At 71.0% G+C, this 14,016-nt stretch carries 13 protein-coding genes; 4 read left to right on the forward strand and 9 right to left on the reverse strand.

The genetic code is table 11. The features are described 5' to 3' along the window. The 3 genes from ACF06X_RS15615 to ACF06X_RS15625 all read right to left on the reverse strand — a co-directional run. Positions 1-1,334: glycoside hydrolase family 26 protein (locus tag ACF06X_RS15615; RefSeq protein ID WP_392287823.1), on the reverse strand; the 1,334-nt coding region annotated here is incomplete at its 3' end. A 255-nt stretch (positions 1,335-1,589) separates the two neighbouring features. Next, positions 1,590-1,832, reverse strand: a complete 243-nt coding sequence (locus tag ACF06X_RS15620; RefSeq protein ID WP_392287824.1) for a chaplin — start codon at positions 1,830-1,832, stop codon at positions 1,590-1,592. Positions 1,833-2,026: 194 nt separating this feature from the next. Beyond that, positions 2,027-2,230 (reverse strand): hypothetical protein, encoded by a 204-nt coding sequence (locus ACF06X_RS15625; RefSeq protein WP_392287825.1) that lies wholly within the window; start codon positions 2,228-2,230, stop codon positions 2,027-2,029. A gap of 157 nt (positions 2,231-2,387) precedes the next feature. On the opposite strand from ACF06X_RS15625, the gene ACF06X_RS15630 reads away from it, so the two are divergent. Then, on the forward strand, positions 2,388-3,416 hold the full coding sequence (locus tag ACF06X_RS15630; protein ID WP_392287826.1) for an LCP family protein: 1,029 nt from the start codon (positions 2,388-2,390) through the stop codon (positions 3,414-3,416). A gap of 24 nt (positions 3,417-3,440) precedes the next feature. Here the strand turns inward: ACF06X_RS15630 and ACF06X_RS15635 are convergent, their stop codons facing one another. After that, on the reverse strand, positions 3,441-5,474 hold the full coding sequence (locus tag ACF06X_RS15635) for a thioredoxin domain-containing protein (RefSeq protein ID WP_392287827.1): 2,034 nt from the start codon (positions 5,472-5,474) through the stop codon (positions 3,441-3,443). A gap of 140 nt (positions 5,475-5,614) precedes the next feature. Then, a complete protein-coding gene (locus ACF06X_RS15640; protein ID WP_392287828.1) occupies positions 5,615-6,004 on the reverse strand; it encodes a rodlin in 390 nt (129 codons plus the stop codon). Between the two features lie 276 nt (positions 6,005-6,280). Between ACF06X_RS15640 and ACF06X_RS15645 the strand changes: the two genes are divergently transcribed. Continuing rightward, positions 6,281-9,565 (forward strand): tetratricopeptide repeat protein, encoded by a 3,285-nt coding sequence (locus tag ACF06X_RS15645; protein WP_392287829.1) that lies wholly within the window; start codon positions 6,281-6,283, stop codon positions 9,563-9,565. A gap of 74 nt (positions 9,566-9,639) precedes the next feature. On the opposite strand, the gene ACF06X_RS15650 is transcribed toward ACF06X_RS15645, so the two are convergent. Then, positions 9,640-9,876 (reverse strand): hypothetical protein, encoded by a 237-nt coding sequence (locus ACF06X_RS15650; RefSeq protein ID WP_392287830.1) that lies wholly within the window; start codon positions 9,874-9,876, stop codon positions 9,640-9,642. Then, on the reverse strand, positions 9,869-10,750 hold the full coding sequence (gene mca, locus ACF06X_RS15655) for a mycothiol conjugate amidase Mca (RefSeq protein ID WP_392287831.1): 882 nt from the start codon (positions 10,748-10,750) through the stop codon (positions 9,869-9,871). The genes ACF06X_RS15650 and mca overlap by 8 nt, the downstream gene beginning before the upstream one ends. Positions 10,751-10,848: 98 nt before the next feature. On the opposite strand from mca, the gene ACF06X_RS15660 reads away from it, so the two are divergent. After that, entirely contained in the window at positions 10,849-11,250 is a 402-nt protein-coding gene (locus tag ACF06X_RS15660; protein WP_392287832.1) for a DUF4307 domain-containing protein, read from the forward strand. Positions 11,251-11,440: 190 nt separating this feature from the next. Beyond that, positions 11,441-11,938, forward strand: a complete 498-nt coding sequence (gene greA, locus ACF06X_RS15665; protein WP_392287833.1) for a transcription elongation factor GreA — start codon at positions 11,441-11,443, stop codon at positions 11,936-11,938. Between the two features lie 79 nt (positions 11,939-12,017). Here the strand turns inward: greA and ACF06X_RS15670 are convergent, their stop codons facing one another. After that, positions 12,018-12,875, reverse strand: coding sequence for an ABC transporter permease (locus ACF06X_RS15670; protein ID WP_392287834.1), 858 nt, complete (start codon positions 12,873-12,875; stop codon positions 12,018-12,020). Beyond that, the gene (locus ACF06X_RS15675; protein ID WP_392287835.1) at positions 12,872-13,918 is read right to left on the reverse strand and encodes an ATP-binding cassette domain-containing protein; all 1,047 of its coding nucleotides are present in this window, start codon (positions 13,916-13,918) and stop codon (positions 12,872-12,874) included. Before ACF06X_RS15675 ends, ACF06X_RS15670 begins: the two co-directional genes overlap by 4 nt. Positions 13,919-14,016: the final 98 nt, after the last annotated feature.

Below are 14,016 nucleotides of genomic sequence, written 5' to 3' on the forward strand. Positions count from 1 at the left end.
TCGGGCTTGGGCTCAGGCTTCGGCTCCGGCTTGGGCTCGGGCTTCGGCGGGACCTCGGGCTTGGGCTCAGGCTTCGGCTCCGGCTTGGGCTCGGGCTTCGGCGGGACCTCGGGCTTGGGCTCAGGCTTCGGCTCCGGCTTGGGCTCGGGCACCGGCTTCGGCTCGGGCTTCGTCGGGACCTCGGGCACCGGCTTCGGCTCGGGCTTCGTCGGGACCTCCGGCACCTCGGGCACCTCGGGCACCTCGGGCACCTCAGGTACCTCCGGGACCTCAGGGACCTCAGGCACCTCGGGCACCTCGGGGACCTCCGGTACCTCGGGGACCTCGGGCTCCGCCCCGTACAGCATCTGCCGGAACACCTGCGAGGACTGCGGGTTGTTCTCGCACTGCCAGACGCCGTGCGGGCAGTAGTCGGTGATCGTGTGGTACAGCGGCTTGTGCTCGTCCATCCAGGCGAGCATCCGCCGCATGTACTCGGCGTTGTCTCCGTTCCGGAAGAGCCCCCATTCCGGATACGAGATCTCCTTGCCGTGCTCGGCGGCGAAATCGACCTGCTTCTGCAGCCCGTACGGCTCGTTGACGTGCTGGTCGAAACTGGAGCCCGGCGGCTGGTCGTAGGAATCCATGCCGATGATGTCGACCACGTCGTCACCCGGATAGCATTCCGTCCACGGAATGGCGTCCGTGCCCCGGCTCGGATTGAAGTCGAAACGGAACTTCTGACCCGGGACGGACCGCATCGTCGTGACGATCCGGTTCCAGTACTTCTTCCACGCCGCGGGGTCCGGCGCGCACCGGTGGGTGTACGTCGTGCCGTTCATCTCCCAGCCGAGGACGATGACGGTGTCGTTCGCGTCCAGGTCGACCAGGCGTTCGGCGAGCGTACGGAAGTGGTGGTCGTAGTACCCCGCCGCGCCGAGCTGCAGCAGTCGGCGGACCTCCTGGTCGGAGACCCCGGCCTCGTTCCGCTCCAGCATCGGCACGTTCAGGACGAACAGCCGGTCCTTCTGCTCGTTGCGCCAGTCCGCCCAGGCGTCCAGGAAGCCCGGGGGGCCCTCGATGTTCGACCACAGGTCACCGGGGAGGTACGTGTGGCCGACCCGGAGCTCCCGCCCGCCGAGCCACCGCTCCAGCTGGCCGATCCGGCTGACGCCGACGGGCCCCGATTCGAGGAACGCGCCCATTGCGGAGGAGAGAGCCGGTCGGGGGTCCCGGGTCGTCGTGGATTCGGTGGCGTGAGCCGGAGAGGACAGCACGACCGAACCTGAGGCAAGGAGGCCTGCGGTGAACACCCCCAGCCACACCCTCGATGTTTTCCGCCTTCGGTCGGCCATGGCCACCACTCCTTCACGCTTTCGCGCCAGTTGACGATGCGTCAGTCTGATACTCCGAAAGTATTCCTAATAAGCCGACCGTGAGCGCGGCGGAGATCTGATTCATAGTCCATTGGGGGATTTCATCGCCCGGTTGGGGGCCCGGGATACCGTCGTCCGTGTTCCGGGCATGAGAAAAGGCCGGTCCCGTAAGACGCCTTGGACGTCTCACGGGACCGGCCCGTCAGTGTGCGCCCGCTACGGGGCGCGGCCGCGTCAGGTGTTGACGCAGGCGTTGCCTGAGGCCGGGTTGAGCAGACCGATGAGGTTCAGGCTGTTGCCGCACGCGTTGACCGCCCCGTGGATCGGCACCTGGATGACGTTGCCGGAGACGAGGCCCGACGAACCGATCGCCGCACCGTTCGCGGTGGCACCCTCGCCCTCCGCCATCGCGGGGGAGGCCGCGCCCAGGGCCAGGAACAGACCGGCGACCACAACCGCAGCCTTCTTGCACTTCATTTCGACTGAGTCCTTTCCGCGGCGGACGGATATCACGGATTTCGCGAAACGCGGGCACATGGAAGTGACGTACCCGACCTCCACCGCACACACCACGGCGACCATGCCACGAAATGGAAAGCGGCCGATCATACGACCCGCTCTATTCACTCCATCGCGCCCACGGATACCGCCGGACGCCGCACACGCGCTGATCAGCGGGGCCAGATCTCCATGGTGGTCAGCCGTTCCCACTCCCGGTCGGGGACTCCCGGAACCGTGCGGCCCGCCAGGGCCCACTGCTGCACCAGCGAGGAATAAACGGGGAACGGTCCCCGGTCGACAGGTGGCGGGTCCGCCACCTGACGGCTCTTCGGAATGAAGGCCAACCGCTCCCATTTACCGGGATCGGGCGCCATCTCTTCCCTCCCATCCACTGCGGTCACCGCATCATGACACGGCGCCCGCAGGAGAGTGATTGGACCGGTCGTCACCGCGTCGCGTACCTGTGTGCGACGTGCGCCGCTCTACGGTCGGTCATTCCCCCGCTCCCTATCGATCGGTGGTTACGTACCCGTGTCCGTCAGGAAATTCCCGCGTCCCGGGCGACTCCTTCTCCTCGCCACGGCGCTCGTCGCCCTCGGCCCGGGGGCGCTCGCCGCCGTCCCCTCCTCCCTGCCGTCCCCCCAGGGCGGCCTCAACATCCTCGTGGTCGGTCTCGACACCCGCAGGGGCGTGACCGACGCCGAGAAGAAGGCGTACCGGCTCGGCGGCAAGGAGTGCGACTGCACCGACGTCGTGATGCTGGTGCACGTCTCGGCCGGCAACGACCGGGTCAGCGTGGTGGCTCTGCCCCGCGACTCGCTCACCGAGTTCCCGGCCGGCCACCAGGACCGGCGGACCGGCGCCGTGCACCCCACCCACGCGGCGAAGATCAACGGCGCCTGGACGGAGGGCGGCCCCTCCTACACGATCGACAGGGTGGAGGCGATGACGAAGACCACCGTGCACCGCTACCTCGAGGTCGACTTCCGCCGGTTCATGGACAGCGTGAACCAGATCGACGGCGGCGTGCCCATCTGCACGAAGGAGCCGCTCAAGGACCCGTTCACCGGAATCGATCTCGCTCCGGGGACGACGTACGTCGAGGGAGGCGAGGCGCTGCAGTACGTCCGCTCGCGGCGCGCCGACGGGCAGATGGACTTCGGGCGGATCCGGAAGCAGCAGAAGTTCGTCGTGAACACCTTCGAGAAGGTGCGCGCCGAACTGCTCCAGGACCCGGTGAAGCTGACGGTGTTCGCGGCGACGCTGCGCGGGAGGGAGACGGTGGAGCGCGGCCTGTCCACCACCGAGCTGGTGGTCCTGGCCGCGCGCCTGCGGAAGCTCACCCCCGCCCGTACCGAGTTCGCGACGGTGCCCGTGCGCGACTTCGCGACCGTCCCGGGTGCCGGCTCCTCGGTCCGCTGGGACACGGTCAAGGCGGAGGAGGTGTTCGAGCGGCTGCGCGCCGACCAGCCGCTGCCGCCGCCCGACGCCGATCCCGTGAGCGAGATCCCGCAGGCCGAGTACCGGCCGGCTCCCGGTTCCTCGCTGCTCTGCGGATAGGCGTACGGGCGGGGCGCGCGCCCGTCAGCGGGACAGGGCGCGGGTCAGCTCGGCCGGGTCGGTCGTCGGCGCGTCGCAGGTGAAGTGACGGCAGACGTACGCGGCGGGCCGGCCGTCGACCAGGGGCCGGTCCCTGAGCAGCGGGAACTCGTCACTGTCGGGGGTGCCGAAGGCGAGGACCGCGCCGGGCGCGGTGCCCAGCAGGGCGGCCCGGCGCAGTTCGGCCGCGCGTTCGTCGTCCGGCGCTCCGACGACCGCGATCTCCCGGGGCCCGTCGAGCAGGGCCTCGGCGGTGGCCAGTCCCCAGCCGATGAACCGGGGGGCGCGCGGGCCGAGCGCCTTCACCACGCCGAGCGCGCCCTCGGCGGCGGCGCGGTGGGCGTCGGAGCCGGTGTGCGCGGCGTACGAGAGCAGGGCGCCGGCGGCCGCCGTCCAGCCGGAGGGGGCGGCGTTGTCGGTGGGGTCCTGGGGGCGGCGGATCAGCGTCTCCGCGTCGTGCGCCGTGTCGTACAGCGCCCCGCCCTCGGCGACGAACTGGTCCAGGACGATGTCGAGGAGGAACCCGGCGAACTCCAGCCAGACCCCCTCCCCGGTGACGCCGGCGAGCGCCAGGAACCCCTCGGCGACGTCCGCGTAGTCCTCCAGGACGCCGGCGTTGGCTCCGGCCCGGCCGTCCTTGGAGGTACGGGCCAGGCGGGCGCCCGCGGACGTGTCGAAGTGGACCCGGACGAGCAGATCGGCGGCCTCGGTCGCCCGCTCGACCAGGTCGGGCCGGTCGAAGTAGGCACCGGTCTCGGCGAGGGCGGCGATGGCGAGACCGTTCCACGCGGCGACGATCTTGTCGTCGCGGCCGGGGCGTTCGCGCCGGGCGCGGGCGGCGAGCAGCCGCTCCTTGACCGAGGCGAGCCGGCCGGCCTCCGCCACCCCGGCGTCCTGGGGCAGCCGCAGCACGGAGGCGCCCTCCTCGAAGGTGCCCTCCTCGGTCACCCCGAAGTACTGGGCGGCGAACCGGGCGTCCTCCTCGCCGAGTGCCTCGGTGAGCTGCTCGGGCGTCCAGACGTAGTACGCCCCCTCGACGTGCCTGCCCGTCCCGTCGTCCGAGTCGGCGTCCAGGGCGGACGCGAGACCACCCTCCGCCGTGCGCAGCTCGCGGACCATGAAGTCGGCGGTCTCCAGGGCGACCCGCCGGGCCAGGTCGCTGCCGGTGGCCCGCCACAGGTGCGCGTAGGTCCGGCACAGCAGGGCGTTGTCGTCCAGCATCTTCTCGAAGTGAGGGACGACCCAGTCGCGGTCGACCGAGTAGCGGGCGAAGCCGCCGCCGAGCTGGTCGTAGATCCCGCCGCGGGCCATCGCCTCGCAAGTGTCGGCGGCCATCTGCAGCGCGCCCTCGGCCCCCGTACGGGCGTGGTGGCGCAGCAGGAACTCCAGCGCCATCGACGGCGGGAACTTGGGCGCGCCGCCGAAACCGCCGCGGGGCGCGTCGTACTCCCTGGTGAGGCCGAGGAGCGCCTGCGCCAGCTCCTCCTCGCCGGGGACGCCGTCGCCGCCGAAGGCGAGGGAGCGGGCCGAGAGGTCCTTGACGATCTTCCCGGCGACCTCGCCGACCTCGGCGCGCCGCTCGGTCCAGGCGCGGGAGACGCCCTCCAGGACGTCGAGGAAGGAGGGCATGCCGTGCCGGGGCTCCGGCGGGAAGTAGGTGCCGAAGTAGAAGGGCTCGGCGTCCGCGGTGAGGAAGACGGTCATGGGCCAGCCGCCCTGGCCGGTCGCCGCCTGCACGGCCTCCATGTAGACGGCGTCGACGTCGGGGCGCTCCTCGCGGTCGACCTTGACGGCGACGAAGTGCTCGTTGACGTACGCGGCGGTGGCCTCGTCCTCGAAGGACTCGTGGGCCATCACATGGCACCAGTGGCAGCTGCTGTAGCCGACGCTGAGCAGCACGGGCACGTCTCGGCGGCGCGCCTCCTCGAACGCCTCGGCGGACCATGGCCACCAGTGGACCGGGTTGTCGGCGTGCTGGAGGAGGTAGGGGGAGGTCTCATGGGCCAGTCTGTTCGGCATACCCCCATCCTCGCGCACACGCCGGAGCCCCGCCCGTACGCCGAGGGAGTGGCGTGTGGACGGGGCGGCGCCACAGCGAGCGGCCCCGCCGCTCGCAGCGGATCTGCGAGGGGCGGGGCCGGTCAGCGGCGAAGCTGACGTCAGCTGACGTCGGTGTTGCCGTTGTCGGCCAGAACCTCGATGAGGTCGGACAGCGGGTTGTTCTGCTGCTGCTCAACCGAGTTCTGCGTGCAGGTCATGTTCTGCTTCGGGCTCAGGACGTCATCCACGTTGACGGCAACGATGTTGATGATCGGAACCTGGGCGGTGATGTCCTGGACGTCGAAGCAGTGCAGGACACCACCGTTGACAAGGCCGAAGTTGGGGCTCATGTAGCCACCGGTGGAGTTGCTACCGATCGCCTGCTTCGACTGGTTGCCGATGACGTTGGTGCTGTTGGCGCCGTCGTCGGCCGCCGCGGACGCCGTGGCAGCGGACATACCGACGACGGAGGCCGCAACTGCCGCGGTGGCAAGAACCTTCTTGATCACGAGATTTCCTTCTTGAGCTGGAGGGCCCTGGAATGCTCCGTTACCGAAGCATGCTGATCAACTGCCGGAAATTGGATTGGTTCCGGCTGATCACCCGGATGCGCTATTCAGCAGATGAACGCCATCGGACGTGATCTCGAAGGGCACACGTTCGGGACGGCTCGATCGCCCGCGGGGCCGGGCGGGACAACGGTCGACCGCTCCGCTCCCTCGCGCCGGCGCGCCTCACGCAGGACACTTGTTCCCGGAAGCGGAAGCTCTCGGAGGGGGACGCACATGCGGGACAGCCACCGGGCCGAAGCCGAACGGCTGTTGGCGCGCGCCGTCGATGAGGAGGTGCGGCGCTCCGGGGGCCGCCTCGACTCCACGGCGCTGCTGGCACGCGGCCGGGCCGCGCTGGACACCATGGCGGCGGCAGCGGGCGAGGAGTACGCGGAGTATCTGCGCGCTCTGGAGGAGGCGGAGGCGGGACAGCGGTCACTGGCCGACCGGTTCAGCGGGGACGCGGTGGGAACTCCCGCGCTGGTCACGGCCGTTGCGGCGGCCGCGGCCTTCGGGGCGGATCTGGCCCTGGGCACGGCCACCGGGACGGCGCTCGGCGCCGGGGCCGTGGTGGCGGTGGCGGGCGCGGCGGCGACCGTGCTGAAGGTGACCGCGTCGCACTGGCCGGCCGCGCGCCGCAGGGCGGGCGCGCTCGGCCGGCCGGGCGGGCCGGAGCAGCTGCGGCTGCAGTGGCTCACGGCCCTCGAAGTACGGGGTGTGCGGCCCTTCCTCGACCAGCAGCGGCTTCTGCTGGCCGCCCAGAAGCCGCCGCAGAAGGCCGTCGCCCAGCTGCGCGGCGCGGACCGCAGCGCGGCGGCGCGCCGGCGGACCGTGCTCGAGCAGTCCTTCGGCCATCTGCCGGACCCGGGAGGGCCGTTCGCGGGGCGGCGCGCGGAGCTGGCGCAGATCACCCAGTGGGTGCAGGCGGGGCGGGCGTCGACGACGACCCGGCCGACGGTGGTGATGCTGCACGGCAACCGCGGCGCGGGGCGCACGACGCTCGCCGTGCGGGCGGCGCACGCCCTGAAGGACCAGTTCCGCGGGGCGTGCGTGGTGGACCTGCGGGGTGGCGGCACGCGGGGCGAGAAACCGCTGTCGACCCGGGAGGCGCTGCTGCACCTGCTGAACCGGCTTGGCGCACCGCGCGAGCAGCTCCTCTTCCGTGAGCGGTCCTCCCCGGAGCAGCAGGTCCGCAGGCTTGCTGAGCTGTACCACCAGCACCTGACCGGGTTGCCGGTGACGGTGATTCTGGACGACGCCGTGGACGCGGAGCAGGTTCGCACCCTGCTGCCGGAGCGTTCGGAGAGCCTGGTCCTGGTCACCTGCCGCAAGCCGCTGGACCTCGGGACGGATGTGCCGGCCTCCGTGCATCTGCTGCCGGTGGAGGCGCTGGACGCGGCGGGCGCGGAGGAGCTGCTGCGGGAGGCGGCCGAGGCGCGCGACCCGGGCCCGTACGACGCCGAGGCCTTCGACCGGGTCAGGGAGCTGTGCGGCGGGCTTCCGCTGGCGCTGCGGGTCGCCGGTTCCTCGCTGGACCGCCGCTCGATGAGCGAGCTGGCGCGGCTCCTCGACCGTGCGGGCCAGGGCGTCGACGCGCTCGACCGGGCCCTTTCCGTACGGTATTTCACGGATCTGGACGAGGACGGGCGGCGGCTGCTGCGGCGGCTCGCGCTCGCCGGGCGGGCCTCGCTCGGTGCGGCGGCGGCCGGGGCGCTGCTCGGTGGCGGGCAGGACGGGGCCCGGCTGCTGCGGGAGCTCGCCCGGGCCGGTCTCCTGGACCATGTCCGCGGCGGGGTGGGCAGCGAGCGCTACCGGCTGCACGACTCCGTACGCGGGTTCGCGGCGGCCCGGCTCCACGAGGAGGAGGACGCGGCGGAGATCGCGGCCGCGCAGGAGCGGCTGATCCAGAACTACGCGGAGCTCGCGGACGCGGTGATCCGGATGGTCGACGGGAAGATGTCCACGCGCGCCGACCGCTTCGGCGGGCACGGCTTCGGCTCGCTGGACGCGGCCCTGCGCTGGCTGGACGACGAGTCGAGCTTCATCACGGCGGCGCTGCGGCACGCCGAGGGCGTGGACCAGCAGACCGTACTGAACCTCCTCGGCGCGCTCTGCGACTACTGCCTGCTGCGCGGCGACCTCTACCGGCTCGGCGAGATCAACGAGCTCACCGACGCCGTCGGGCAGGGGCTCCTCTCCCGCTCGGTGCAGTGGCGGACGGGTATCGCGGCCCGCCAGCTCGGCGAGTTGGACAAGGCGCGGACCACGCTGACGTCCGTGGTCTCCCTCTATCAGGAGGCCCACCAGGACGCGGGGGCCGCGCTCGCACTCTGTTCGCTCGGGATCACCCTGCACCACCAGGGCAATCTGCCGGAGGCCTCGGCGAAGCTCCGGGAGGCCCTCGCCCTGCAGCAGCCGGAGTCGCTCGCCGCCGACCGGGGCTGGACGCTGCACGCCCTCGCGGCGGTCGAGCGGGACCGGGCGCGGCTCGCGGAGGCGCTGACCCTGCTGGACGCGGCCCTGGAACTGCACCGGGAGAACGAGTCCCTGCACGGCGAGGCGTGGGCGCACTTCCAGCGGGGGCAGGTGTGCCTGCGGATGGGCGACGCGAAGCGGGCCGGCGCCGAGCTGCGGCTCGCCCTCGACCTGTACGGGCGTACCCACGACGGGCGCGGGGAGGCCTGGGCGCTGACGCAACTGGCCCGCGCCCGGCTCGTCGAGGGCGACGTCGAGCCCGCGGTCGACGGGCTGCGCGGGGCGCTGGCCCGCCACCGCGACCTGGAGGACGCCCGCGGCGAGGCCTGGACGCTGTACTACCTGGGGCACGCCCTGGAGGAGCGCGGCGATCTGGACGAGGCGGTACGGGAGCTGGAGCGGGCGCGGACGATGTTCTCGCGGATGCGGGACGTGTACGGGCTCGCCTGTGCCCGGCACCACTCCGGCCGGGTCACCCGCGACCAGCGCGCCGCCCAGACGGGCAACCTGCGCAACTCCGGCTTCGCCCGGCAGCTCCTGGTCGACGCCCGGGCGGACTTCCACCGCATCGGGGTGGCCCACGGCGAGGCCTGGACCTGTCTGGAGCTGGCGATCGTGGACGGCGGGAACGCGAAGGCCGGGCAGGCCCTGGAGCTGTGCGAGGAGGCGGCCCGGCTGTTCCTCTCGTACCAGGACCGGCGGGGCGCCGACTGGGCCCTCTTCCTGCGCTGCACCCTGCTGCCGTACGCCTCGCCGGGCGGGGTGGAGGTGGGGACGGCGGTGGCCCAGGAGGAGCTGCGGCGGCTGATCGAGGACCGCCACCCCGCCCGGGACGGCAAGCTGGAGGACTGCGCCGAGGCGTACGCCCTGGTCCTGGAGCGGGGGGTCCAGCTGGAGGCCGGCTGGCAGGCGTGGGACCTGGGGATGGTGCCGAACCGGCACGCCCGGGAGGTGATGGGGGTGCCGGTCCCGGCCCAGGCGCCGGTCCCGGCCCAGGTCTCGGCCCGGGATCGTGAATCGCGGGCGGGGACGCTGCCGGGCTGACGGGCGTACGGAGCCGACTGGCGTACGGGAACGCCCAGGCGCGGGTCCGCGGGACCCGCGCCTCGGGCTGTCGGCTACTCCCGGGTGGCCGTCTTGGCCGGTGCCCCGGTCGCCGGCGCCGGGTCCGGGGACTCCTCGAAGGAGACCTTGCCCATGTGGCGGTTCATCGACTTCATCAGCATCCAGACGGCCACGGCCATCACGGCGAAGACGACGAAGCCGAGGACGCCGGGGGTCACCTTGTTCTTGTCCAGCTCGGCGGCCAGGGGGACAAGCTGGGTCAGTGCCACGTGTGCGCTCATGTCAGGCATTGTCGCGGATGCCCGCGAAGAGGTCGCTCTCGGGGAGGGAGGTATCGACCAGCGACTTGCTGAGCTCGTACTCCTCCGTCGGCCAGACCTCCTTCTGGATCTCCATCGGCACCCGGAACCAGCCACCGTCCGGATCGATCTGGGTGCGATGCGCGATCAGGGCCTTGTCGCGGGTCTCGAAGAACTCCGCGCACGGCACGTACGTCGTCAGCGTGCGCTCGGCGCGCTGGAACTCCTTCCAGCGCTCCAGCCACTCGCCGTACGGCGACTCCAGGCCCCGGTCGAGGAGCGCCTGGTGCAGGGCGAGCGTCCTGGGACGGTTGAAGCCCTGGTTGTAGTAGAGCTTCTGCGGCTGGAAGGCCGGGCCGAACTCCGCCTCGGGGTACTTCACGGTGTCCGCCGCGCCGTCGAAGGCCACCATCGTGATCTTGTGGGTCATGATGTGGTCGGGGTGCGGATAGCCGCCGTTCTCGTCGTAGGTCGTGATGACCTGCGGACGGAAGGAGCGGATCTTGCGGACCAGCTCGCCGGCCGCCTTGTCGATGTCCTCCAGGGCGAAGCAGCCCTCGGGCAGCGGAGGCAGCGGGTCGCCCTCGGGCAGGCCGGAGTCGACGAAACCGAGCCACTCCTGCTTCACGCCGAGGATCTCGCGTGCCTCGTCCATCTCCTTGCGGCGCACCTCGTGGATGTTCGCCTCGATGTAGGCGTCGCCCTGGAGCTTCGGGTTGAGGATGGAACCGCGCTCGCCGCCCGTGCAGGTGACCACAAGGACATCCACCCCCTCGGACACGTACTTGGCCATCGTGGCCGCGCCCTTGCTCGACTCGTCGTCGGGGTGGGCGTGAACGGCCATCAGTCGCAGCTGCTCAGTCAAGACTCGGTCCTCGGTGATTCGTCGCGGAGGGAGGTCTCTATAGTGACGGAACCGGGGGGCGGAAAATTCCGGGTCCCCCCGAGGCGAGAGGAAAGATCATGAGCGCGGTGCGAGAGCAGCTGCCCGACGGGCGCTACGGCCGCTCCGCGGACGAGCGCGCCGACCGCAAGCTCAAGATCGTCGGCGCCGCGCTCGGCGTGCTGTTCCTCGGCCTGATGGGCTGGTTCGGCTGGTACTACGTCGTCGACAACAAGATCAGCGCCGAGCTGATCAAGTTCGACGTGGTGAGCGACAGCGAGGTCCAGGTGCACCTGGAGGTCCGCAAGGACGCCGGCGTCTCGGGCGTCTGCACCCTGCGCTCGCGCTCCGAGGACGGTGCCGAGGTCGGCCGCAAGGACGTCCGCCTGGAGGCCGCCGCCGGCCGCGTCGACCGCGTGTACTCGATCCGTACCACCGCGAAGGCGACCAGCGCCGAGCTCGTGGGGTGTACCGCGAGGTAGCCGTGGGTAGGGGCCGGTCGGCGCGTCGAGCCCCGATTCGCCCTCTGACCAGGAGCGACGCCATCCCGGTGGTTTATGTCCTCCCCCTTTTCGCCACTAATTGTTAGGCTCGTGGTTTCGCCCACCCAGGAAGGACAATCCTTCTGAGTAGGGCGATGCTTTGTATTCCCAGTACCTACGAGGAGCACCTGTGACCCAGACCAGCGACAACGTCACCTGGCTCACCCAGGAGGCGTACAACCAGCTCAAGGCCGAGCTGGAGTACCTGTCTGGTCCCGCGCGAACCGAGATCGCCGCGAAGATCGCCGCGGCGCGCGAGGAAGGCGACCTGCGCGAGAACGGCGGGTACCACGCGGCCAAGGAGGAGCAGGGCAAGCAGGAGCTCCGGGTCCGCCAGCTGACCCAGCTGCTCGAGCACGCCAAGGTGGGCGAGGCTCCGGCCGACGAAGGCGTCGTCGCGCCCGGCATGGTCGTCACCATCGCCTTCGACGGCGACGAGGACGACACGATGACCTTCCTGCTCGCCTCGCGCGAGTACGCGAGCAGCGACATCGAGACGTACTCGCCGCAGTCCCCGCTCGGCGTGGGCGTCAACGGCAAGAAGGCCGGCGAGGACGCCGAGTACGAACTGCCGAACGGCAACAAGGCCACGGTGAAGATCCTCAGCGCCACGCCGTACACCGGCTGACGTCTGCTTTTCGTGACAAGGGCCGGACCCCTCGGGGTCCGGCCCTTCGCCCTGTCATGGGGGATGGATCTGCCCTGACTCACGCCGTCGCCGAGCGGTACTTCCGTACCGCCAGCGTCCGGAACACCACGATGATCAGCACCGACCAGATGATCGAGGCCCACACCGGGTGCTGCATCGGCCAGGCGTCCGGTGCGCGGTAGCCCGGTGGGAGGTTGCCGAAGAGTTCGCGGGCCGCCTGGACCGTGGCGCTGAAGGGGTTCCACTCCGCGATGTGCCGGAGGAAGGTCGGCATGTTGTCCGACGGCACGAACGCGTTCGAGATGAACGTCAGCGGGAAGAGCCAGATCAGGCCGCCGGAGGTGGCCGCCTCCGGGGTCCGCACCGAGAGACCGATCAGGGCGCCGATCCACGAGAAGGCATAGCCGAGCAGCAGCAGGAGGGCGAAGCCGGCCAGGACCTTGCCCATGTTCTCGTGCGTGCGCCAGCCCACCAGGAGGGCGACGATGGCGAGGACGACGACCGTGAGGGCGGTCTGGACGAGGTCGGCCAGGGTGCGGCCGGTCAGAACCGCGCCACGGGCCATCGGCAGGGAGCGGAAGCGGTCGATGAGGCCCTTGTGCATGTCGTCGGCGATGCCCGCGCCCGCGCCGGCCGTGGCGAAGGTGACGGTCTGGGCGAAGATGCCCGCCATCAGGAACTCGCGGTAGGCGGCGGGCGAGGTGCTGCCCCCGACGCTGATCGAGCCGCCGAAGACATAGCTGAACAGCACGACGAACATGATCGGCTGGATCAGCCCGAAGATGATCATCTCGGGGATCCGGGTCATCCGGATCAGATTGCGCTGGGCGACGACCAGCGAGTCGCTGATCGACTGGGCGATCCCGCCGCGCGGCTTGGGGACTCTGAGGTCGGGGGCATCCGTCGCTGCGGTCACTTGGCCGCCTCCTTCCGGCTCTTCTTCCCGGCGGCCGGCCCGCGGCCCTCGGTGTCCTGCCCGGGCCCGCCGTTCTCCTCGTCCGCCAGCTCGGCCGCGTGGCCGGTCAGCGAGATGAAGACGTCGTCGAGGGTGGGCCGGCGCAGGCCGATGTCGTCTATCTCGACGCCGACGGTGTCGAGGTCGCGGATCACCTCGGCGAGGAGCTTGGCGCCGCCGGCGACCGGGACGGTCAGCTTGCGGGTGTGGTGCTCGACGGAGACCTCGCCGTGGCCGATGCCCGCCAGGCCGTAGCGCGAGAGGACGTCGCGGGCCGGCGCGATCATCTCCGGTTCGTGGACGACGACCTCGACGCGCTCGCCGCCGGTCTGGGCCTTGAGCTGGTCGGACGTGCCCCGGGCGATGACCTTGCCGTGGTCGACGACGCAGATGTCGTGGGCCAGGTGGTCTGCCTCTTCGAGGTACTGCGTGGTCAGGAGCAGGGTCGTGCCGCCCGCGACGAGTTCCTGGATGACCTCCCAGAGCTGCTGCCGGTTGCGCGGGTCGAGTCCGGTCGTGGGCTCGTCCATGAACATCACCGGCGGGGAGACGACCAGCGCGGCGGCGAGGTCGAGGCGGCGGCGCATGCCGCCGGAGTACGTCTTGGCGGGGCGGTCGGCCGCGTCGGCGAGGTTGAACCGGTCGAGCAGCTCGCCCGCCCTGGCCTTCGCCGCCTTGGCGTTCATCTGATAGAGCCGGCCGACCATCTGGAGGTTCTCGCGGCCGGTCAGATACTCGTCGACGGCCGCGAATTGGCCGGAGAGACCGATCGAGCGGCGGACTTCGTTGGGGTGCTTGAGGACGTCGATTCCGGCGACGAAGGCCTTTCCGCTGTCCGGCTGGAGCAGCGTCGTCAGCACGCGCACGGTGGTCGTCTTCCCCGCGCCGTTCGGGCCGAGCAGGCCCAGGACCGTGCCCTCGGGTACGTCGAGGTCCACGCCGTCCAGAGCTCGTACGTCGCCGAAGGTCTTCACCAGACCTTCGGCGTAGATCGCGCCTGGCATTGGGTTCTCCCAGCGGATTCGGGCGATTACCGGCCCAGCCTAGGTGGGGAGGTAGGGCCACGCCCACTGAATTAGTGACCGGAGCCACACCGTAACGC

Source organism: Streptomyces sp. NPDC015346 (assembly GCF_043078785.1).
Lineage (GTDB): Bacteria > Actinomycetota > Actinomycetes > Streptomycetales > Streptomycetaceae > Streptomyces.